This is a genomic window from Haloferax sp. Atlit-109R (assembly GCF_003665865.1).
Classification (GTDB): Archaea; Halobacteriota; Halobacteria; order Halobacteriales; family Haloferacaceae; genus Haloferax; species Haloferax volcanii.
Genome location: NZ_QPLO01000002.1, coordinates 301,742 through 322,234, shown reverse-complemented (window position 1 = coordinate 322,234; position 20,493 = coordinate 301,742). Strand labels below are relative to the sequence as shown.

The following is a 20,493-nucleotide window of genomic DNA, read 5'->3' as shown; positions in this document are numbered from 1 at the left end:
TTCACTCCGTGAGTGTCAGGGAGGCGAGGGAGGCGAACATCGCTTCCTCCGTTCGCACGACCTCGCTGCCCTGTCGCGGAATCGTATTGAGCCAGAGGTCGAACCCCGGACCAACGGAAGGTTCGACGTCTGCAACATCCTCGGGAGGCATCCCGAGCATGTCCGGAAGCCCACGGCCCGGCGACCCGAAGACGACGGTCATGCCGCCGGCATCGGTGATGCGGGCCGTCAAGTCGCCCAATGTGGGGACCGACAGCGGTTCGCCATAGCGAGACGTGGCGATTCGCACGCCCGCATCCGGCCTGCCGAGTGCTTCCGTGAGGTCCATGCGGGATACGTCGAAGCCCGGGAGGGGCTCGTCGACGATCCGCGCACGGACCGGTTCTCGCGAAGAGATCCTGACAGCGACGCGCTCTCCCTCTGTGAGGTCCATCCCGGGAGGGACGAACAGGGAGATCGGGTGTTGCATTCCGCAATTGACCCGAACGCGGTCGTCAGGTCCGACCTCGGTCACGATTCCTTCTCGCAACGCGGGCGACTCGTCGGAGTCGTCCGCGGTCGTAGACGCGACGAGAACGGGCGGCAGGATACCAGCGTAGCGGAGTTCGTCGCGCTTGCCCCAGACCTCTTTGCGGAGGTAGGGGGGCGTCGCGGCGTACCGAAGTACGGTTTCGACGAACTCGCCGCCCCAGTTGTTCTCGCCGTCTTCGTCGGGGAAGACGACGAGTTCGTTCGCCCGGAAGACCGCCGCCGCGCGGGCGACGTAGCCGAGTTTGCGAGTTGCCTCGCGTTTGTCTTCGGCTTCCCGGACGAGTGAGGACGGCACGAGTACGCTGAGTTTCATGCCGGGTTCATCCTCGTCTCGTCTAGACTGTGGCGTTTCTACCGGGGGCCTACCTAAAAGAGTAGCGAATCCATTCTGGGGTGATAGAGCGTCCCACGACCCAGTTTGCGGGGGATTGGCGAACGTCGCGTGGTACATAATTACACGGCCGGCGACAGGTCGTCGAAGGCGAATCTCACGTGGTAGCAGGTGGCGCGCCGTCGCCCGATTTCTCCCCCGTTTCGCAAGTCTTATTTATCAACCCGACACTATCGAGTAACGCAGCAGCACGCCACGATACACACGGACTGCGCTGGTAGTGTAGTGGTATCACGTGACCTTGCCATGGTCACAACCTGGGTTCAAATCCCAGCCAGCGCACTTCCACCACATGCGTCGGTAGTGTAGTGGTATCACGTGACCTTGCCATGGTCACAACCTGGGTTCAAATCCCAGCCGACGCACTTTCTGAACGGAACCAAACGAGGAGTCGCCGGACTCCGAGTTTCCGTGGAGTGAAGAAGTGCGGCCAAGAGGGATTCTGAACCCGACCAGTCGCGCACAGCGAACGAAGTGAGCGAGCACGTCTGGGTTCGGTTCAAATCCCAGCCGACGCACTTCTGCCGAACACAAACCTCCGAGAGACCTCTGTGTCTCTCGGTCTTGCGAGGCTGCGTGCGGGACGCTGAGATTTGAACTAGCGAGCGAACGCGAGTGAGCGAGTGGAGTTCAAATCCCAGCCGACGCACTTCTACAACGAACCTACCTTCCGAGCGACCGCTGTGCGTGTCGCTCGGACTGTGAGTTGTGAATGCTGGACGCTGGGGTTTGAATCAGGGAGCGACGCGAACGGAGTGAGCAGAGCGACTGAGGTTCAAATCCCGTCTCACCGACTCGGCCGCTGGCCTCGCCGGTGCTCCTGAGTTCACCCCACAGTGTTCGGTGAACTCCCAGCCGACGCACTTCTCTCTGAACTCGACTCAGTCACCGACGCGTCCCGAAAACTCACGCTTCGTCCCGCGCCCGCCACCACCAGCCCATCGCGGCCACGCCGACGACGAGGACGACGACGGCGAGCGCGTCAAGGGCGTAGTTGAGCGGCGTTCCCGTCGGCACGGTCCTGGACTGCGTCACCTGTAAGAGGGCGTACGAGAGCCACGTGAGACACATCCCGACGAGGAGAACCGCCCGCGTGCCGGAGAGTTTCCCGCGCCGGTGCTGGATGGCCGTGCCTGCGAGGAGCAACAGGTACGCGACGAGCAGGGGAACGCCCCCGAAGTCGGCGAGCACGCTCACGGTTCCGTCGGGAACACCGCGAGGGGAATCACAGTCGCGAAGCCGGCGAGCAGTACGCCGAATCCGGATGGCGCGGCGCGGGAAGGGAGAGGGACCATACGCCACCTCCGCAGAGAACACACTAAAGGGTTGACACCATTCGCCTCGAGGGACGCCGGCCCCGCACGCGTGGGCGAAGAATCAGTATCCGAGCGTGTCGACCGTCTCGATTCGCTCGATACCGTCGAGTTCGCAGAGGTCGGAGACGGCCGACTCGGCGAGCGAGACTACGATGCCGCCGAACCGAAGTTCGCGTTCGAGGCTGCCGCCGAGGGACTCGACGCGGGATTCGAGCGCGGCGCGGGCGTCGTCGTCGTCGGGTTCGACGCGGAGTTCCGCGACCGCGTCGTCGAGCGGGTCGTCGCGCATCCGGCGGACGGGGTGAGAGAGATACATATCCGGGGGTCGTCGGCCGGCGGGAAAACGGTCGCGGTCGGCCGGTGGCGGACCGCGCTCGACCGGGGCAGTCAGTCCTCGGTGAAGTAGAACAGCGCCTCGCGACCCGCGCCGCAGTCGGGACACGCCGACGGGAACGCCGTCAGCGAGCCGAGTTCGCCGCAGTCGTCGCAGCGCCAGACGAGTCGCGCCTCGCCGAAGTCCTTCTCGGGCAGTCGCTGATGTTCGACGACGGTCGGCGGTCGAACCGCTCGAGACGCCGTCTCGGCGGTCGTCTCGACGGCCTCCCACCGCGCTCGTTCGCCGTCGAGCGGTTGCGCCGGCTCGGTCGGTCGCGCAGGTGTCTTTATTGCCATAGTGTCGCATACGCACGCCAGTCGCATAAACGCCCGTCGTCACTCCTCGTGACTGTCAGGCCACGAGGACCATCTGAGTTCCAGTCTGACGGGTCCCTCCGGGAGGAAACGGCTGGTCTCGGTGTCAGTGACGACCCGCTCTGGGCGGGGGAGCGTGACGGACTCGTCGCCGACGCGGAGCGTCAGGTCCTCGTCGGGAGCGGCCGCAACGAGGCGGTCGAGTCGTTCGATGGCCGCGGTCACCTCACCGCGAGTCACCGCATCGGTCTGCGAATCGAGGGGGACGCCGCCGAACAGCGGGCGGACGTTCACGTCGCGCGAGCGGTTCGACAGCACCGCGTTGACGGCCGCGCCGAGGAGGATGACGAGCCCGCTGAAGTAGAGCCACGTCAGGAGGACGAGGATGCCGGCGACGACGCTCGACTCGGGGGCGCGGCTACTGAACTCGACGTAGAGCCGGAACAGCGACTCGAACGTCGTCAGCCCGACGGCGGCGACGAGCGTTCCGGGAACGACTTCGAGGGAGGTCACGTCCTCGTCGGGGAAGATGTAGTACATCGGGTAGAACGTCACGAACAGGACGGCGACGAGGAGGCCGCGGTAGACGACCCAGCCGAGCGCGCCGTCGAGCGCCGGGAGCGCGGACTCGATGAGCGCGCCGGCGACGACGGCGAGCGAGACGGTGACGAGCACGACGATGCCGTCCGAAAGCTGGTCGGCGAAGGTGTTGGCCGCCTCCGACTCGTAGATGTCCGAGAAGGCGGTGTCGAGACCGCGGAAGATGCGGAGCGTCCCCCACACCAACACGAGCGCCCCGACGACGGAGAGGCTCGCCAGTTGGGTCGACGACTCCAGTTCGGCGACGATAACGTCGCCCGCGCCGGGGGTCAGGACGGACTGGATGACGGCGATGACGCCCTCGCGGAGACCGCTGTCGCCGGTGGCGGAGACGGCTGCAAGGACGAGCAGAAACAGCGGTAACAGCGAGACGAACGCCCCGTAGGCGATGCTTCCCGCCATGAAGGTGAGCCGCTCGGTGCGCACCTCGTACACGATAGCCCGGCCGAGCGTGAGCGCTCTCGTCATGCGCGGATTCATGGGCGCTGATACGTCGGCAGACGAGAAAAGCGCGCTGCGCGGTCGGGTCAGCGGTGGCGGCTGTCGGTGGTGGCGGCCCTCGGCGGTGGGAGCTACCGACGGGCGGCGAAGACGGCGACCGCCAGCCCCAACACGGCACCCGTCACGGTCCACTCCACCGCGTAGCCGACCGCTCCGCCGATGGCCGAGCCGAGAGTCACCCCGCCGGCGACGTTCGCTCCCGCGACGAGCGCCATCCGAGTGAGTTCGCTCTGGAACATATCGGAATCTGTGGCTGTTCGAGGGGATAGCCTCGTCGGTTCCGTCGTCGATTCGGCCGACAGGTCACCCCGTTTTACTACCGCGTGGCGCGTTGGTTCGGCCATGACAGTCATCGCCATGTTGAGCGTCGCACCGGTCGTCGAAGGGAGCATGTCGGGCGAGGTCGCCAAGGCCGTCGCGGCCCTCGACGACTTCGAGGTGTCTTACGAGACGAACCCGATGGGGACGGTCATCGAGGCCGACGACATCGACGAACTGCTCGCGGCGGTCGGCGCGGCCCACAAGGCGGTCGACGGCGACCGCGTGAGCACGTTCCTGAAGATAGACGACAAGCGCACGAAAGACCAGACGGCCGCCGACAAGGTCGACGCCGTCGAAGCCCATCTCGGACGGGAAGCGAGAAGCGACCGCGAGTAGCGTCGCGGCTCACGGTCACGGCCCGCGGACCCGTCGCGCGGGTCCGGCGTTCGAGACACGAGACACGTCCACGCGACCCGCAGCAGTGGGTGACTGACAAACCCTTTAGCCGAAGGCGCGCAATCGCCTCGCATGGACAGCATCAATCGGATGGCCATCGAACTGGTCGACGAGGCACTCGACTTCGCCGGAGAGCTCGGCATCGAGGGCTACGAACTCGACTCGGGTGCGACGGTCATCGACTTCGGCGTCGACGCCGACGGCGGTGTCGAAGCGGGGATGCTCCTCGCGGAGATTCAGACCGCGGGTCTCGCCACGGTACAGACGCGGATGGGCGAGGTCGCCGGCACGCCCCGTCCGCACGTCGAACTCTCCACCGACCGCCCCGCGCTGGCCCTGCTCTGTTCGCAGAAGGCCGGCTGGGAGCTCACCTTCGACGACTTCGACGGCCTCGGCTCCGGCCCGGCGCGCGCGCTGGTCGGCGAGGAAGAGGAGTTCCACCACCTCGGCTACTACGACGAGTTCGACCTGACGGTCCTCGCCGTCGAGAGCATCGACCTCCCGACCGACGAAGTCGCGGAACACGTCGCGGAGACGACCGGCCTCGAACCGAGCGCCGTCTTCCTGCCGACCTACGCGACCGGCTCGCTCGTCGGGAGCGTCACGGGCGCGGCCCGCGCCGCCGAACTCGCCGTGTTCAACCTCTTCGAAGCGGGCTACGACCCGACGAACGTCCTCTCTATCAACGGCTCCGCCCCGCTCGCGCCCGTCAGCTACGACGAGAGCGTCGCCATGGGCCGGACGAACGACGCCGTCGCCTACGGCGGGCGCGTCCACGTCACCGTCAGCGAGGACTTCGACGAGTTCGACCGCGCGATTTCCACGGCCGGCCCGGACTACGGCGTCCCGTTCGAACAGCTGTTCGAGGACGCCGACTGGGACTTCGGCGCGGTCGACCCCGACGTGTTCGGCCCGGCGCAGGTCACGGTCGACGTGGTCGACGGCCCGACGTACACTCTCGGCGAGACCGACGAGGACGTGCTCGCCGACTCGTTCGGACTGTGAGGCGCAAGCCGGTCCCGCCCGCGCCGGACGCCCTCGACCGGCTGTGGGACGCCCACCGCGCCGTTCCGCTGATTCCGGGCTCCGAAGACGACTGCTGCGGCCGAGTGGCGACCCGACTCGACGTGACGCCCGACGAGGGACGCGACTGGCTCGTGTTCTGTCAGTCGCTCGGGCTCGCCCGCGAGGTGAGCCGCGGCTTCGAGCGCGTCCGCGACGACCCCGACCCAGACGACCTGCGGCGCGCGTTCGAGGAGAACGTCTTCGGCGCGCGCGAGGCGCTCGACGCCCTTGACGACGAACCGAAGTCGGCGGACGCGGTGTTCGAGGCGTTCGAGCCGACCGTCCCGAACTGGGAGCGTCACCGCGACCCGGAGGGGTGGGAGTCGCGCTGGCGCGACAGAGTCGCCCGCCTCCTCGACTGGGCGGTGCTGTTCGACGCGGCGGCGAGAACATCGGACGGCTACGTCGCGGTCGAGCACTCGGCCTGACCGGTCGCCGGCGTCGAAGCGGCCGCCGGGACTCGTCTCTGTTTCTAGTCGACTTTCGTCACGGTTCCGACGCCCTTCGACCGCCCCTCGCGGAAGACGAATCGCTGGCCCTCCTCGACGAAGTACGAACGGAATTTGAACTCCACGCGAGTCGTGCCGGTGTCGCCCGGCAGGAGTCGTCCGCCGTCGGGGTGGAAGACGGCCGCCTCGGAGATGGTTTCGAGGTGGACGACCGGCTCGTAGCCCTCCTGAATCCGCGTCGGGTGGTTGAGCACCATCACGTCGGCTTCGAACTCGCGGACCGCCGTCGGCTCCGCGTCGGCCGGGAGGAGCACCATCCCGCGTTCGATTTCGGACTCGCGGACGCCCTTGAGCGCGATGCCGACGATGCGGCCGGCGTTGGCCCGGTCGACCCGGTGGTAGTGCATCTCGATGGAGCGGACCTCGACCTCGCGGAACTCGCCGTCCGACATCGGCCCCAAGAGGAGTTCGTCGCCGGCCTCGACAGCCCCGGAGTTGACCGTGCCCGAGGCGACCGCGCCGACGCCCGTGACCGAGTAGGTCCGGTCGATGTACATCTTGAAGTCGCCCTCGGCGGCGCTGCGCTTCGGGAGCGACTCGAACAACTGGTCGAGGTCGTCGAGACCGTCCATCGTCACCGCGCTCGTCGGGAACAGCGGGACGACCGACTCGCTTATCTCCTCGACGGCGGCCTCGACGCCGTGGCGCTCGACGCTCAGGGGCGTCCGACCAACGTCGCGGAGGAGTCGCTCGACCTCGCGTTCGACCTCGGCAGCGCGCTCCTCGGAGACGGCGTCGACCTTCGTGATGGCGACGACCGTCGGCAGTTCCATGGCGAGCAGGATGCCGAGGTGTTCGCGGGTCGTCCGCGTCGGGCCGTCGTCGGCGGCGACGACGAGCAGGCCGTAGTCGAGGCGCTGGCCGACGAGGCCGCGAATCGTCGTCCGGAGCCACGGCTCGTGGCCCACGGTATCGACGAACGAGACCAGTCGGTCGGCCTCCTGGACGATTTGCGCCCGGTCGGACTTCCGGTGGGGATTGCGCATGTGGACCGGCCCGTCGTCGGAAAAGCCGTAGACGGCGTACGAGAGGTCCGCCGACAGGCCGCGTTCGACCTCGTGGGGTTGGACGTCGAGGAACGACCGCGTGCTTCCGTTGCCGTTGTCGGCCTGTCCGGTCACGAGCGACCCGACGAGCGTCGATTTGCCGTGGTCGACGTGCCCCGCGGTGCCGACGACGATGTGGTCGTCGTCGACGTCGAGCATCGCGCCCTCGCGGATGGTCGCGACGCCGACGAGGCCGCGTTCGGCCGAGTCACCGACGCCCCACGTCTCCACGTCTTCGATGTGCGCCCCGGCCTCTTCGGCCAGAAGCGACAGCACGTCCATGGTCTCGGAGAAGTCGTCCGGTGGGATGCCGGCGATGCCGCCGTCGTCGGTGACGCCGACCACGTAGGTCGCCACGCCGTCGCCGGAGAGCACTCGGTGTCTGAGTTGAGCCGCGAGCGACTCCATCCGGCCGTCGGACAGGTGAACGGCGCGGGTGAGGCGTTCTTTGAACTCGACGTTTCCGCCTTCTTCCTCACCGCGCTCGAGGGCCTCGTCCAAGAGAGCCCGATCCGCGCTCATGGAAGCGGGTAGGAAACCGACCGTGAAAACGCTTTCCGCGGTAGCGATTGCCATGAGATTGTACCACAACCGAGACGGAAGCGACGCGGACGCGCCCGACGAGACGCGTGGCGGTCGACTGCGAGAGAAACCGAGACGAAGTCAGTCGGTCAGGCGCTCGTAGGCCCGGTTGACCTGTTTGAACGCCTCCTCGTCGCCGGTCTTCGAGTCCGGATGGGTCTCTTTGACCCGCTCGCGGTAGGCCGCTTTCACGTCGTCCGCGGAGGCGTCGCCGTCGAGGTCGAGCGTGTCGAGGGCTTGTTGTCGGCTCATGCCGCGCCGCGGCGGGCGGACGCTCGGCCCGTCACCGCGGGTTCGCTGTCGCCGCCGGCGGTCGCCGTCGAATCCGCCGTCGGGACCGGCGTTAGGGCCGAACCGCCCGGCACGCGGACCCTCTTGTGGGTCGTCGCGGGGGCCCGCGCCGAAGCCACCGGTCTCCCGGCGGTCGCCTCGCCGTCGCTCCGACCGGAAACCGAACCCGCCGCGTCCGGCGTCGGCGCGGACGCGCGTCCGGCGGAACCGCTCGTGGAGGCGGCCGCTGACGTGGGCGTACATGAAGTACGTCGTCGCGCCGAAGGGGACGGCGACGAACAGCAACAAGAGCTGTCGGTAGGCGAACGCCAACACGACGAGGAGCATGGTGATACCCGCGAACACCGCCGCGAGCCCCATGACGAGTCGGTCTCGGTCCACGGGCGCAGTTAGGGTCGCACGGTGGTAAACGTCTCGCCGGGCGGCGACCGCCGGACGATTCGGCCGGGAAAATCGACCGCTTGCGTCGCCTCAGCGGTACTGGTTCAGCCGCTTTTTGAGGCGCTTTGCGGCCTGTCCGGCGGCCTTGTCGAAGTCCTCACCGTCGTCCTCGCCGGCGAAGATGATGCCGCGCGAGGAGTTCACGAGACCGACGCCGTCCGCGAGGCCGAACTCGACGGCGGCCTCGGCGTCGCCGCCCTGCGCCCCCACGCCGGGGACGAGAAACGGCAGGTCGGGCACCTGTTCGCGGAGGTGCTCCAGTTCGTCGGGACCGGTCGCGCCGACGACGAGGCCGACGTTCCCGTGTTCGTTCCAGAGGTCGCAGAGCGCCGCGACGCGCTCGTAGAGGGGTTCGCCCGTGTCGAGTTCGAGCGACTGGAGGTCGGAGCCGCCGGGGTTCGAGGTGCGACAGAGGACGAACACGCCCTTGTCTTCCCGCGAGAGGAACGGCTGGATGGAGTCGCGGCCCATGTAGGGGTTGACCGTGATGGCGTCGGCGTCGTCGAGCAGGTCGGCGTACTTGCGGGTCGTGTTGCCGATGTCGGCGCGCTTGGCGTCCAGCAGGACCGGCACGCCCTTCCCGTGGGCGTAGGCGATAGTTTCCCGCAGGGAGCGCCAGCCGTCTTCGTCCTCGTAGAACGCCGCGTTCGGCTTGAACGCCGCAGCGTGCTCGTGGGTCGCGTCGATGATGCGGCGGTTGAACGCCCAACGCGGCAGGTCCTTGTCGAGGAGATGCTCGGGGATGCGGTGGATGTCGGCGTCGAGACCGACCGAGACGACGCTGTCTGTCGCCTCGATGCGGTCGCGGAGGTCGTCGAAGAAGCCCATTGCCCGCGAGTGCGACGACCGACAGTAAGGGGTTTTCCCTTCGGCGTGGGCGGCGGGCTTCCCGCGCACCGAGCGCGCTGGCCGCCCCACCCCGAACCCTCAGACGGGTCGCTCGACCGTCCAGAGCAAGCCCGCACCGACGACGAGCACCCCGCCGAAGAGCGCGAGCGCGCCGGCCGGCGAGAGGGCGTCGGCGACGACCCCGCCGGCGAGTTCGAACGGGACGACAGCGAGCGAGTAGAGCATCCCGGCGGCCGAGAGGACGGTCGCGCGCCCGGCCGAGTCCACCCGGTCGTTGACGTACTGGTTCCCGAGGACGGACGAGACGTTCGTGACGCCGCGGGCGACCGCGAACGCGGGAAAGGCCAGCGGCCCGAAAAGCGGGACCGACGCGTAGGCGACCGCGAGCACGAGCGGCGAGGCGAGGAACCACCGGCGGACGCCGACGCGGGATTCGACCCAGCCGGCGCGGAACGTCGCCGCGGCCGCGACGAGCGAGAACAGCGCGTAGGAGGCGCTGACGGCGGTGTTCGTCGCCGTCGCGGGGACGCCGAGGTCGAGCGCCACGTCGCGGAGAATCGGCTGGTCGAAGATGTACACCATGTTGGCGACGCCGAACAGGAGCGCGAAGTAGGCGACGAAGCCGCGGAGCGGCGGGCGCGAGAGCTTCTCGCGGATGACCCGGAGCGCCGTCCGCGGCGTGAAGTCGCCGCCGGTCGCGCCCGTCTCGGGGACCGACAGCAGAATCGGAACGCCCAGCGCCGTCACCGCGGCGGTGGCGAAGAAGGGGACCGCGTAGTTCGTCGCGTCGGCGAGGAGGCCCCCGGCGAGGGTCGTCACCGCGCCGATTGCGAGGCCGACGCCGGTGGCGCGCCCGCGGACGGCGGCGAACTCGTGGGTCTCGTCGGTCTCGGCCAAGAGGTCGTAGAGCCACGCGTCGTCGCTGCCGGACCGGAACGTCTGGCCGACCGCCCACGCGCCGTAGACGACCGCGAGTTGGAGAAACGTCTCCGACAGGCCCATCGCCGCGGTCGAGACGGCGATGACGGCCGTGCCGAGGGCCATCGCGCTCCGGCGGCCCAGTCGGTCGCCGAGGTAGCCGGTCGGTATCTCGGCCGCGACGAGCGCGAGCCACCAGACGCTGTTGAGCGCGCCCACTTCAGCGAACGAGAGGCCCCGCGAGCGGACGAACAGAATCCAGATGGCAGTCGTGAACGAGACGAACTCGGTCGTCTTGTAGGCGTAGTACTTCGCGACCGGAGAGCGCAGCCGGGCGGTGACGGGCCACGAAGTCATCGTCCCATGGTCTCGACACGACGCAAAGAACGTGTGGATTCGACCGGCGGCGGCGGTGTCCGGGTCGAGCGAAACGCCCGCTGTTCACCCGGTCCGGAAGGAGAAGTCGGAACTCGGCGCGCTGTGGGTGAGCCACCCCATCGACACCACGTCGACGCCGGTGTCGGCGTAGGCGGGGAGCGTCTCCGGCGTGATGCCGCCGCTGGCCTCCGAGATGACGCCTTCGGGGAGTCGGGAGACGCCCTCGCGGACCGCCTCGGGCGGGAGGTTGTCGAACAGGACGATATCGGCCCCGGCTGCCGCGGCGCGCTCGCCCATCTCGGGCGTCTCGACTTCGACTTCGAGTTTCGTCGCGAACGACTTGCGCGCGGCGAAGCGGCGGACGGCCGCCTCCAACCCGAGTTCGGCGATGTGGTTGTCCTTGACCATCACCATCCCCGAGAGCGTGAGGCGGTGGGTGTCGCCGCCGCCGGCGACGACGGCGCGCTTTTCGACGCCGCGGAGGCCGGGGGTGGTCTTGCGGGTCGCGGCGACCCGAACCGAATCGGAAACCTCGCGGGCGGCGGCGACGGCCTCGCGGGTCGTGGTGGCGACGCCGGAGGCGTGGCCGACGACGTTGGCGGCGACGCGCTCGCCGCGGAGGACGTTCCGGGCGTCGCCGTCGACCCGCAGGACTTCGTCGCCCGATTCGACCGCGTCGCCGGCCGCGACCGCTTTCTCGGCCTCGACGCCGAGGGAGTCGAAGACGGCGACGGCGGCGTCGAGACCGGCGGCGACCGCCGGCTCTTTGGCCACGAGTCGCCCGGTGGTGTCGCCGGGCACGTCGTTCGTCACGTCGCGGTGGCCGACGTCCTCGGCCAGCCAGCGCTCGACCGTCTCAGTCGTCAGCACTCGGCGTCACCCCCCGTCCGGCGTCGTCGCTTCCGTCGCTTCCGTCGCCCCCATCGCGTCCGTCCGGGTCGACGAGCGAGTGACAGCCGGCCGATGGCGCGTCGGCGGCCGCGCGGGCGACGAGGAGCGACGAGACGCAGGCGTTCCGGAGTTCGTAGACGGACCGCGAGACGCGGGTGCGGGCGTAGGCGTCGACCTCGCCCTTCAGGCGACGGAGTCGCGCTCGGGCGGTGTCGAGGCCGTCGGGCGTGCGCTCGATGCCGACGAGCTCGTCCATCGTCCGCCCGAGGCGGTCGAACTTCGCGTCCGCGAAGGCGTCGGGGAGCGCCGGGTCGGAGTCGCGCGGCGGCGCGTACTCGACGGTCTCGGCCTCGTCGCGACCCCGGTCGGCCGCCGTTTCGCCGGCGCGGACGCCCCAGACGAGGCCTTCGAGCAGGCTGGTCGAGGCGAGTCGGTTCGCGCCGTGGACGCCGGTGCGGGCGCACTCGCCGGCGGCGAACAGCCGAGGGAGGGAGGCCCTCCCGCGGTCGTCGACGGCGACGCCGCCGCAGAGGAAGTGCTCGCTCGGCGCGACCGGGATGCCGGCGTCGAGGTCGACGCCGCGGTCGTCGCAGAGCGCCGCGAGGTCGGGGAACTCATCGCGGAAGTCGAGGTCGGACACGTCGAGGACGACGCGGCCGGACCGGTCGCGGGCGCGGGAGACGGCGCGGGCGACCACGTCTCGGGGGGCGAGTTCGGCGTCTTCGTGCACGTCAGGCATGAAGCGGCGGCCGTCGGCGTCGCGCAGGACCGCGCCCTCGCCGCGAACGGCCTCGCTGACGAGGAACGGTTGCGCGTCGTCGTCGGCCCGTGGGTCTGTTCGGGGGTCGTACGCTGTCGGGTGGAACTGGACGTACTGCATGTCGGAGACGGTCGCGCCGGCGAGCGCGGCCATCGCCACGCCGTCGCCGGTCGCGCCCGCGGGGTTGGTCGACCGGGCGTAACAGTCCCCGATGCCGCCGGTGGCGAGGACCGTCGCCCCGGCGAAGACGGGTTCGACCTCGCCGTCCGCGAGGACGGTCGCGCCGCGGACGGTCCCCTCCTCGGTCAGGAGGTCGAGCGCCGTCGCGTCCTCCACGATTCGCACGCCGTCGCGGGCCGAGAGGTGCTGGAGAAACGGCCGGAGGACGTGCGCGCCGGTGCTGGCGTCGACGTGGAGGATGCGGCGGCTGGAGTGGCCCGCTTCGCGGGCGAGGTCGAAGGAGTTGGTGTCGGTGTCGGCATTAGCTTCGGCGTCGGCGTCAGTGCCCTCGCCCACCGCGTCGAACGCGACGCCGAGCGTGTCCAACAGCACGTCCTCGACGACGGCGCGGGACTCGGAGACGAGCGTCTCGACCGCCTCGGGGTCGGCGGTGCCGTCGCTCGCCCGGCGGATGTCGGCGGCGAACTCCGCGGGCGCGGACTGGGTGACGGCGATGCCGCCCTGCGCCCAGTCGGACGCGGCGTCCTCGGGTTCGGTCGCCTTCGTGACGACGAGCACGTCGGCCCCCTCGCGGGCGGCGGCGAGGGCGGCGGCGCAGCCGGCGATGCCGGAGCCGACGACGAGCACGTCGGCCTTCATAGTTCGAGCATGCGGTCGAGCGCGACCGCGGCGAGTTCCTTCTCCTCGGGCGCGACCTCGACGACGTTGGGTTCGCGGCCCGCGGCGAGCTCTTCGAGCACCCACGTCAGGTAATTCGGGTCGACCTGTCGCATGGCGTTGCAGTCCATGCAGGCGTCGCCGCAGAGGGGGCGCACGTCGACCTCGGGATGCCAGCGCGCGAGGTGTCGCGCGAGGTGGACCTCGGTGCCGATGGCCCACGTCTCGCCGGGGTCGGCGTTCGCGACGACGTCGCAGATGTGGCTCGTGGAGCCGACCTCGTCGGCGGCCGCGACGACGCTCGGGCGGCACTCGGGGTGGACGACGACCTTCGCGCCGTCGGCCTGCGCTTCTTCGACGTGGTCGACGCGGAAGCGTTCGTGGACCTGACAGTAGCCGTCCCAGAGGATGACTTCGGCGTCACCGAGCTCCGGGATGTCGGGGTCCAGCTCGTCGGCAGCGCCCATCGACTCGGTCACGTCGCCGGCCCACGGGTCCCACTCGACCACCTCGTCGATGCCGAGGTCGTCGGCCGTGTTGCGCCCGAGGTGTTTGTCGGGCAGGAACAGCACGGCGTCGCCGCGCTCGAACGCCCACTCGAAGGCGTCGGCGGCGTTCGAGGAGGTGCAGATGAGCCCGCCGTGAGAGGCGCAAAACGCCTTCAGGTCGGCGTAGGAGTTCATGTACGTCACGGGGACGATGTCCTTGCCGCCGCTCTCTTCGACGAGCGTCTCCCACGCGGAGTCGACCTGCACGGCCTCGGCCATCCCGGCCATCGGACACGACGCCTCCATCGACGGGAGAATCACCGTCTGGTCGTCGTCGGTGATGATGTCCGCGCTCTCGGCCATGAACGTCACGCCGGCGAAGACGACGTAGTCGGCGTCCGACTCGGCGGCGCGCTTCGAGAGTTCGTAGGAGTCGCCGACGAAGTCCGCGTGCTCGACGATTTCCCGGCGCTGGTAGTTGTGTCCGAGGACGATAACCCGGTCACCCAATGCCTCGCGGGCGGCGGCGATTCGCCGGGAGCGGGCGGCCTCGTCGAGGTCGCGGTGGCTCTCCGGTAGCTGTTCGAGCGTGTCGTATTTGAACAGGCTGAGCTCCGACTCGAACCCGACCGACTGTAATTCAACCACGATTGGTCACCACGGTAGCAGTCCAATCAGTGGGCCTTATTGAAAAATATTTTTCTTCAATACTCGCCACTCATCAGTAAAAATTCTCTACACTATCGATTCGCTGGTGGTAAATACGCCCGATGGGACATTAGAAGCCGAATACAGTCGTTGCCCGTCCGAAGAACAATTTTGTTCAAAGATACGCCGCCGTCGGTGGCGATTACTCGTTCAGTCGCGTTCGAAGACGACGCGACCGTCCACGATGGTCATCGAGACCGCGATATCGCGAATCGAGTCGGCCTCCCACGGCGACTCGTCGAGGACGACGAGGTCGGCGGCGTTCCCGACTGCGACGGTCCCCAGTCGGTCCTCGTCGAAGCCGGCGTAGGCCGCCCCGGCGGTGTACGCCCGAAGCGCCTCGGTGACGGTGAGCGACTGGTCTGGGTTCGGGTGGTCGGTGGCGAGGTCGACGCCGAGCAGCGGCCCGAGCGGCATGCAGTCGCTCCCGAACGCGAGGTCCACGCCGGCGTCGAGCAGGTCGCGGTAGCGGTTGGTCCGCAGGCGCCGCTCCCCGAGGCGCGCGTCGTAGAGGCCGCCCTCGTCGGCCCACTTCAGGAAGTTCGGCTGGACCGAGGCGACGACGCCCGACTCGGCGAACCGCTCGATTGCCTCGTCGGACGCGAGTTCGACGTGTTCGACCCGATGGCGGGCCGCGCCGGGGTCGTCGGTCTCCGCGTACGCGTCGAGCACCGCGTCGACGGCCGCGTCACCGATGGCGTGTGCGGTGAGTTGATAGCCCGATTCGTCGGCGTCGGCGACGAGGTCGCGGAGGTCCTCGGGGGCGACGACCCACTGGCCCGTCTCCTCGTCGGTCGCGTCGGGGTCCGCCGCGGCGTCGGCGTAGGGCTCGGTGAGCTTCGCGGTCCGCCCGCCGAAGCTCCCGTCGGTGAACGTCTTTATCGCCCCGACGGTGACGAGGCCGCCGCGGCTCCCGCCCCCGTGGTTCGTCCGCAGGCCGACCTCGCGGAGCGCGTCGAGGTGGTCGGACCAGTAGTTGATGCGGACGCGGAGCGCCAGTTCGCCGGCCTCGTCGAGGTCGCGGTAGACCTCGGGCGCGCGGGAGCCCCGGACCATGTCGTGGACGCCGGTGACGCCGCGGGCGGTCGCGTACGACTGCGCCGCGCGGACGAGGTCCGCCATCTCCTCGCGGCCCGGTTCGGTCGCCTCGCGAAGCACGTCGACCGCGCCCTCGACGACGACGCCCGTCGGTTCGCCGGCGGTGTCGCCATCGCCGCCGTCAGCGCCGTCACCGCCGTCTCCGTCTCCGGCGGTCTGGACGCCCGAATCGGGCATCTCGTCGGCGTGGCGGTCGAGGACGACCGAGTTGACGCCGGCGGTGTGGAGGTCCTCGCGGAAGGCCACGACGGGACGCGACTCGGAGACGGCGTCGAGGTCGTCGCGGGTGAGGTATCTCGAGTCGTCCCACGTGCTCTCGTCGTAGCCGTAGCCGAGCACCCAGCCGGCCTCGTCGCCGGTCTCGTCGTCGGATTCGACCTCGGCGGCGCGCTCGCGGAGCAGTTCGACCGCCTCCGCCGGGGAGTCGGCGGCGGAGAGGTCGGCGTGGACGAGCGAGCGGCCGACCATCGGGAGGTGCGTGTGGGCGTCGATGAAGCCGGGGAGGACGACGCGGCCGCCGCAGTCGACGACCCGCGTCTCGACGCCGGCGAGCAGTTCCACGTCGAACGCGCGGCCGACGCGGACGACCTCGCCGTCGCGGACGGCGACGGCTTCGTGCGTCTCGTCGGGCGACCCGAGGGTGTGTACCTCCGCGTTCGTCAGTACGAGGTCCGCTGCCGCGGTCATACGTTCGACCCCGACGCGGGAGGGCAAAACGGTTCGGGAGGCGGCGGGGTGGCCGAGCGGCGGTCGGTCGTCGCGGGTGACGCCGGCCGGGTCGGTGGCGGCCGTTGGAAGAACCGGAACGCGTTAGGGCCGGCGCGGGAAACGTCGGGGCATGACAGACGCCGCGTCCCTCGCAGACCGCGTTCGGGAGGGCGAACTCCGCCTCCACGAACTCGAAGCGCACGCCGACGCCGACACCGCCGCCGAGGCGCGCCGGTTGCTCGTCGAAGAGCAGTCCGGCGCGTCGCTCGACGCGGTCGGGAACTACGGCTTCCCCGCGGAGGCCGCCGAGTCGGCCATCGAGAACATGGTCGGCGCGATTCAGGTGCCGATGGGCGTCGCCGGCCCCGTCAGCGTCGACGGCGGCTCCGTCGCCGGCGAGAAGTACCTCCCCCTCGCGACCACCGAGGGCGCGCTCCTCGCGTCGGTCAACCGCGGCTGCTCGGTCATCAACAGCGCCGGCGGCGCGACCGCCCGCGTCCTCAAGTCCGGGATGACCCGCGCGCCGGTGTTCCGCGTCGCCGACGTTGCCGAGGCCGAGGCGCTCGTCTCGTGGACCCGCGACAACTTCGCGGCGCTGAAGGAGGCCGCGGAGGAGACGACGAACCACGGCGAACTCCTCGACGTGACGCCGTACGTCGTCGGCAACTCCGTGTACCTGCGGTTCCGCTACGACACCAAGGACGCGATGGGGATGAACATGGCAACCATCGCCACCGAGGCCGCTTGCGGCGTCGTCGAAGCCGAGACGGCCGCCTCGCTCGTCGCCCTCTCGGGCAACCTCTGTTCCGACAAGAAGCCCGCCGCCATCAACGCCGTCGAGGGGCGCGGCCGGAGCGTCACCGCCGACGTTCGAATCCCGCGCGAGGTCGTCGAAGAACGCTTGCACACCACGCCCGAAGCGGTCGCGGAACTCAACACACGCAAGAACCTGGTCGGCTCCGCGAAGGCCGCGAGCCTCGGGTTCAACGCCCACGTCGCCAACGTCGTCGCCGCGATGTTCCTCGCCACCGGGCAGGACGAGGCGCAGGTCGTCGAGGGGTCGAACGCCATCACGACCGCCGAGGTGCAGGACGGCGACCTCTACGTCTCGGTCTCCATCGCCTCTCTCGAAGTCGGCACCGTCGGCGGCGGCACGAAACTCCCGACGCAGTCCGAGGGCCTCGATATCCTCGGCGTCAGCGGCGGCGGCGACCCCGCCGGCTCCAACGCCGACGCCCTCGCGGAATGCATCGCCGTCGGCTCCCTCGCGGGCGAGCTCTCCCTTCTCTCCGCGCTCGCCTCGCGGCACCTCTCCAGCGCCCACGCCGAACTCGGTCGGTAACTCGAATCCGGTTTCAGTTTCGCCGGCACCGGACACAGTTGAACTGCGTTTCCCAGCCCGTTCTCGGACTATACCTGCGTATTCGCACCTCGTCGTTCACTTTCACTTTCACTCCGCACCCGTGGGTCGCGTTTATTCCGTTTCCGCGGAAACGATGAAAATGCGTCCGTCGGGGAGCACCCGCGGGCGTGTCCACACCCCATCCCCTCCCATGCCCGTCTCCACACGCGCTACCGACCCCGAATCGCCCGACGAGTACGACGACGCGCGGCGGGTGGCGCTCGCGCTCAGGCTGGTGAAACTGGCGCTCGGCGTCGTCGCCTCCGCGCTGACCGTGGCGAAGCTCCTCGGCGCGCTCTGAGGTGCTCGCGGACCCGCTGGCCGGTCGCTCGCCCGCGCCGAATCTCAGACCAGTCGGTGTCGCCCCCGCGACTCGGACACTTCGCCGCGCCGCCGGAGTTTGTCGAGCAGGTCGCGGGCGCGGTCCGCCGGGACGCCCCGTTCGACCGCGGCCGCGACGATTTCCTCTTCGGTCGGCCGGTCGCCGTCCCGTATCGCCTCGCGGACGACCGTCAGGCGGTCGGGCGACCCCGACGACGAGTCCCGCCCCCGCGCGGCGGCCTCGCCAGCCTCGAACACCTCGTCGGCGTCGAGCCCCGAGCCTTCGAGGTACTCGCGGTCGTCGACGCCCGACTCCTCGACTCGCCGGTCGAGTTCCGAGACGTGTTCGACCTGCGCGAACGCCTCGCTGTCGCCGTGTTTCTTCGCCAACAGCGCCGACCGCGCCTGTCGCGCGGCGTCCCTGTCGTCGGACTCGAAGAAGCGCCGGAGCTTCTTCGTCTGGTGTCGCCTGCCGCACCGCGGACACGTCGCCGTCTTCGACCCGTCGGGGTCCGAAAGCAGCCACATGTTCGCGCAGTCCGTACACCCCACGACCGCGTACATACGTCGGTGTTCCGCGGCGGCGGATTTGAACGTTCGGGAGCGCGAGCGACCGCGGACCCCGACACGGTGCCGACCCCCGCGGAGTCTCCCCGGCGGCGTCTCCCCGGCGGATTTATCTTCGCTCCCCGTGGCGTGTCATCATGGACCGAGTTTCTGTCGACGACGCGCCGTCCGCCGAGGCGGCCGACGACGTGTTCCTCTCGCTTCTCGCGGGCGGCGAGGAGCTGAACGTCCAGCACTTCCGCATCGAACCCGGCGCGGCGGTCCCGGTTCACGACCACCCCCACGAGCAGGTCGGCTACATCGTCGCCGGCGAACTGACGTTCCTCGTCGGGGACGAGGGCGAGGAACTCGTCGTCGACCCCGGCGATTCCTACTCGCTCGCGGGCGGCGAACCCCACGGCGCGGAGAACCGCGGCGACGAGACCGTCGTCGGCATCGACGTGTTCTCGCCGCCGCGGGCCAACCCGCCGTGGCTGGACTGAGTCGAGCGCGAACCGCCACCCGGACTAAACTCTCCGTGCGGTGCGTTTCGGGGGAGTTGGAGCCTCTCGAACGAGTGGCTTGGGTCGGCTCAGCCGCGACGTGTAAGGAGAAAGCATTTATCAAACCCGTGTCATCACTCAGTAGACGGTAGTCCCTAACTATGCCCTCCCAACGCGTACTCTTACCATGGACAGCGTACGGCGCGCCGAACACCCCGGTCAGCACGTCGAGCAGCGGGCAACGATGAGCCACTCGAAGCTCGCGCGCGAGCCGTGGCTGTGGGCGTTCGTCGGCGTCTGGGCCGCGGTCGTCAGCGCGCTCCACTTCGGCGGGCTCGCGTACGACATCTACACGCGCATCTGGTGGTGGGACGTGCTCACCCACTCCCTTTCGGGCTTCGGCGTCGCGGGCGTGTTGTTCCTCGTGTTCCCGCAGACGTTCCGCGGCGCTCGCGCCCCGGCGGTCGTCGCGGCCACTCTCCTCGCCATCGGCGCGGGGTTCGAGGTGTACGAGTACCTGTTCAAGGACTTCTGGTGGGGCTGGTCGATGGCCTACTACGCCGAAGACACCGCGATAGACCTCGTGGTCAACGTGGCCGGCGGCCTCGGCTTTTTCGCCTTCATCGAAGGTATCTTCTGGTCGCGGGGGCAGGCGGACGCCCGCCGCGGCGACTCGCCGCCGCGCTCAACTCACGTCCGCTCGGACGGCGGCGAGACGCCGGACGACGACCGCCGCTCGAACCGCTGACTCGACCGCGATGCCCCCGTCGGCGGGGTTAATTTAACCCCAAACGTGTTGCTCCGTCGAGATAACGTACATATCGATGATGTCCTATCTCTCGTCTATGCGTCCGCTCGCAGGAGATACGGCACGGCACTCCGCCACCGCAGTCGACCCGCCCCGCCTACCGCCCCGTCTACCGACCCGCGCATGCTGAGACGAACGCTGAACGAGACGGTGTTGGCCGGCTGGGAAGAACGCCCCCGAGAGATGGCTGCCGTCGCCGTGTTCGGGAGCGTCGTCACCGTGACGCACTTCACGAGCATGGCGCTGTTTCTCTACACGCGCATCTGGTGGTGGGACATTCTCGTCCACGCCGCCTCCGGGTTCGGCGTCGCGGCGATTCTCTACGTCCTCAATCCCCGCCTGCTCCACTCGCGGCTCGCGCTCCTCGTCGTCCTCCCGATGGCCGTCGCCGCGATCGGGACGTGGTTCGAGGTGTACGAGCGGCTCTTCACCGGCTTTTGGGTCGAGTGGCCCCGCTCGGTCTACCTGGAAGACACGGCCGTCGATATCGTCGCCGACACCGCCGGCGCGGTCGTCTTCGGCGTCGTCAGACCGCTGTGGAACCGGATTCGTCGCTGGCGGGACCCGAATCGACTGTAAGCGGCGCGAAACGAGTGCG

23 protein-coding genes and 2 tRNA genes are annotated in these 20,493 nt (G+C 69.3%); 10 read left to right on the top strand and 15 right to left on the bottom strand.

Annotated elements, in window-relative coordinates; genetic code table 11:
- Position 1: 1 nt before the first annotated feature.
- Positions 2-844, bottom strand: coding sequence for a putative RNA uridine N3 methyltransferase (locus DVK03_RS10275; protein ID WP_004062413.1), 843 nt, complete (start codon positions 842-844; stop codon positions 2-4).
- Positions 845-1,133: 289 nt separating this feature from the next.
- On the opposite strand from DVK03_RS10275, the gene DVK03_RS10270 reads away from it, so the two are divergent.
- Both DVK03_RS10270 and DVK03_RS10265 read left to right on the top strand, forming a co-directional pair.
- Positions 1,134-1,204, top strand: a tRNA-Gly gene (locus DVK03_RS10270).
- Between the two features lie 12 nt (positions 1,205-1,216).
- A tRNA-Gly gene (locus DVK03_RS10265) sits at positions 1,217-1,287 on the top strand.
- Between the two features lie 541 nt (positions 1,288-1,828).
- On the opposite strand, the gene DVK03_RS10260 is transcribed toward DVK03_RS10265, so the two are convergent.
- The 5 genes from DVK03_RS10260 to DVK03_RS19805 all read right to left on the bottom strand — a co-directional run bounded on the left by DVK03_RS10260 (position 1,829) and on the right by DVK03_RS19805 (position 4,268).
- Positions 1,829-2,119, bottom strand: a complete 291-nt coding sequence (locus DVK03_RS10260; protein ID WP_115802879.1) for a hypothetical protein — start codon at positions 2,117-2,119, stop codon at positions 1,829-1,831.
- A gap of 180 nt (positions 2,120-2,299) precedes the next feature.
- The gene (locus tag DVK03_RS10255; RefSeq protein ID WP_115802878.1) at positions 2,300-2,554 is read right to left on the bottom strand and encodes a hypothetical protein; all 255 of its coding nucleotides are present in this window, start codon (positions 2,552-2,554) and stop codon (positions 2,300-2,302) included.
- A gap of 71 nt (positions 2,555-2,625) precedes the next feature.
- A complete protein-coding gene (locus DVK03_RS10250; RefSeq protein WP_006601451.1) occupies positions 2,626-2,910 on the bottom strand; it encodes a hypothetical protein in 285 nt (94 codons plus the stop codon).
- A 39-nt stretch (positions 2,911-2,949) separates the two neighbouring features.
- Entirely contained in the window at positions 2,950-4,008 is a 1,059-nt protein-coding gene (locus DVK03_RS10245; protein WP_115802877.1) for a YihY/virulence factor BrkB family protein, read from the bottom strand.
- Between the two features lie 92 nt (positions 4,009-4,100).
- Entirely contained in the window at positions 4,101-4,268 is a 168-nt protein-coding gene (locus tag DVK03_RS19805) for a hypothetical protein (RefSeq protein ID WP_155821754.1), read from the bottom strand.
- Between the two features lie 103 nt (positions 4,269-4,371).
- On the opposite strand from DVK03_RS19805, the gene DVK03_RS10240 reads away from it, so the two are divergent.
- From DVK03_RS10240 to DVK03_RS10230, 3 genes are all read left to right on the top strand, one after another.
- Positions 4,372-4,686, top strand: coding sequence for an MTH1187 family thiamine-binding protein (locus tag DVK03_RS10240; RefSeq protein ID WP_004062408.1), 315 nt, complete (start codon positions 4,372-4,374; stop codon positions 4,684-4,686).
- A 132-nt stretch (positions 4,687-4,818) separates the two neighbouring features.
- The gene (gene mch, locus DVK03_RS10235; protein ID WP_004062407.1) at positions 4,819-5,751 is read left to right on the top strand and encodes a methenyltetrahydromethanopterin cyclohydrolase; all 933 of its coding nucleotides are present in this window, start codon (positions 4,819-4,821) and stop codon (positions 5,749-5,751) included.
- Entirely contained in the window at positions 5,748-6,239 is a 492-nt protein-coding gene (locus DVK03_RS10230; RefSeq protein WP_115802876.1) for a hypothetical protein, read from the top strand. The genes mch and DVK03_RS10230 overlap by 4 nt, the downstream gene beginning before the upstream one ends.
- A gap of 44 nt (positions 6,240-6,283) precedes the next feature.
- On the opposite strand, the gene DVK03_RS10225 is transcribed toward DVK03_RS10230, so the two are convergent.
- The 8 genes from DVK03_RS10225 to DVK03_RS10185 all read right to left on the bottom strand — a co-directional run bounded on the left by DVK03_RS10225 (position 6,284) and on the right by DVK03_RS10185 (position 16,294).
- On the bottom strand, positions 6,284-7,888 hold the full coding sequence (locus tag DVK03_RS10225; RefSeq protein ID WP_115802875.1) for a GTPBP1 family GTP-binding protein: 1,605 nt from the start codon (positions 7,886-7,888) through the stop codon (positions 6,284-6,286).
- A 141-nt stretch (positions 7,889-8,029) separates the two neighbouring features.
- Entirely contained in the window at positions 8,030-8,620 is a 591-nt protein-coding gene (locus DVK03_RS10220) for a J domain-containing protein (protein ID WP_115802874.1), read from the bottom strand.
- A 90-nt stretch (positions 8,621-8,710) separates the two neighbouring features.
- Positions 8,711-9,508 (bottom strand): orotidine-5'-phosphate decarboxylase, encoded by a 798-nt coding sequence (gene pyrF / locus DVK03_RS10215; protein WP_115802873.1) that lies wholly within the window; start codon positions 9,506-9,508, stop codon positions 8,711-8,713.
- Between the two features lie 99 nt (positions 9,509-9,607).
- Positions 9,608-10,804, bottom strand: coding sequence for an MFS transporter (locus tag DVK03_RS10210; protein WP_115802872.1), 1,197 nt, complete (start codon positions 10,802-10,804; stop codon positions 9,608-9,610).
- 84 nt (positions 10,805-10,888) lie between these two features.
- Complete coding sequence (gene nadC, locus DVK03_RS10200) at positions 10,889-11,695, bottom strand: carboxylating nicotinate-nucleotide diphosphorylase (RefSeq protein WP_115803319.1); 807 nt, start codon at positions 11,693-11,695, stop codon at positions 10,889-10,891.
- Positions 11,682-13,295 (bottom strand): L-aspartate oxidase, encoded by a 1,614-nt coding sequence (locus DVK03_RS10195; protein ID WP_115802870.1) that lies wholly within the window; start codon positions 13,293-13,295, stop codon positions 11,682-11,684. Before DVK03_RS10195 ends, nadC begins: the two co-directional genes overlap by 14 nt.
- Positions 13,292-14,449: a quinolinate synthase NadA gene (nadA, locus tag DVK03_RS10190; RefSeq protein WP_004062399.1), complete on the bottom strand. Its 1,158-nt coding sequence runs from the start codon at positions 14,447-14,449 to the stop codon at positions 13,292-13,294. Before nadA ends, DVK03_RS10195 begins: the two co-directional genes overlap by 4 nt.
- A 210-nt stretch (positions 14,450-14,659) precedes the next feature.
- A complete protein-coding gene (locus DVK03_RS10185) occupies positions 14,660-16,294 on the bottom strand; it encodes an amidohydrolase (RefSeq protein WP_115802869.1) in 1,635 nt (544 codons plus the stop codon).
- A 151-nt stretch (positions 16,295-16,445) separates the two neighbouring features.
- Between DVK03_RS10185 and hmgA the strand changes: the two genes are divergently transcribed.
- Entirely contained in the window at positions 16,446-17,657 is a 1,212-nt protein-coding gene (gene hmgA / locus DVK03_RS10180) for a hydroxymethylglutaryl-CoA reductase (NADPH) (protein WP_115802868.1), read from the top strand.
- Between the two features lie 211 nt (positions 17,658-17,868).
- Positions 17,869-18,018: a hypothetical protein gene (locus tag DVK03_RS19800; RefSeq protein ID WP_158545159.1), complete on the top strand. Its 150-nt coding sequence runs from the start codon at positions 17,869-17,871 to the stop codon at positions 18,016-18,018.
- Between the two features lie 44 nt (positions 18,019-18,062).
- Here DVK03_RS19800 and DVK03_RS10175 read toward each other — a convergent pair whose 3' ends face one another.
- Entirely contained in the window at positions 18,063-18,602 is a 540-nt protein-coding gene (locus DVK03_RS10175) for a DUF5817 domain-containing protein (protein WP_004042654.1), read from the bottom strand.
- Between the two features lie 140 nt (positions 18,603-18,742).
- On the opposite strand from DVK03_RS10175, the gene DVK03_RS10170 reads away from it, so the two are divergent.
- From DVK03_RS10170 to DVK03_RS10160, 3 genes are all read left to right on the top strand, one after another.
- Positions 18,743-19,087 carry a cupin domain-containing protein gene (locus tag DVK03_RS10170; protein ID WP_115802867.1) on the top strand — a complete coding sequence of 115 codons (345 nt, stop codon included), beginning with the start codon at positions 18,743-18,745 and terminating at the stop codon, positions 19,085-19,087.
- Positions 19,088-19,331: 244 nt separating this feature from the next.
- A complete protein-coding gene (locus tag DVK03_RS10165) occupies positions 19,332-19,835 on the top strand; it encodes a hypothetical protein (protein WP_115803318.1) in 504 nt (167 codons plus the stop codon).
- Between the two features lie 183 nt (positions 19,836-20,018).
- Entirely contained in the window at positions 20,019-20,474 is a 456-nt protein-coding gene (locus tag DVK03_RS10160) for a hypothetical protein (RefSeq protein ID WP_008575886.1), read from the top strand.
- Positions 20,475-20,493 lie beyond the last annotated feature (19 nt).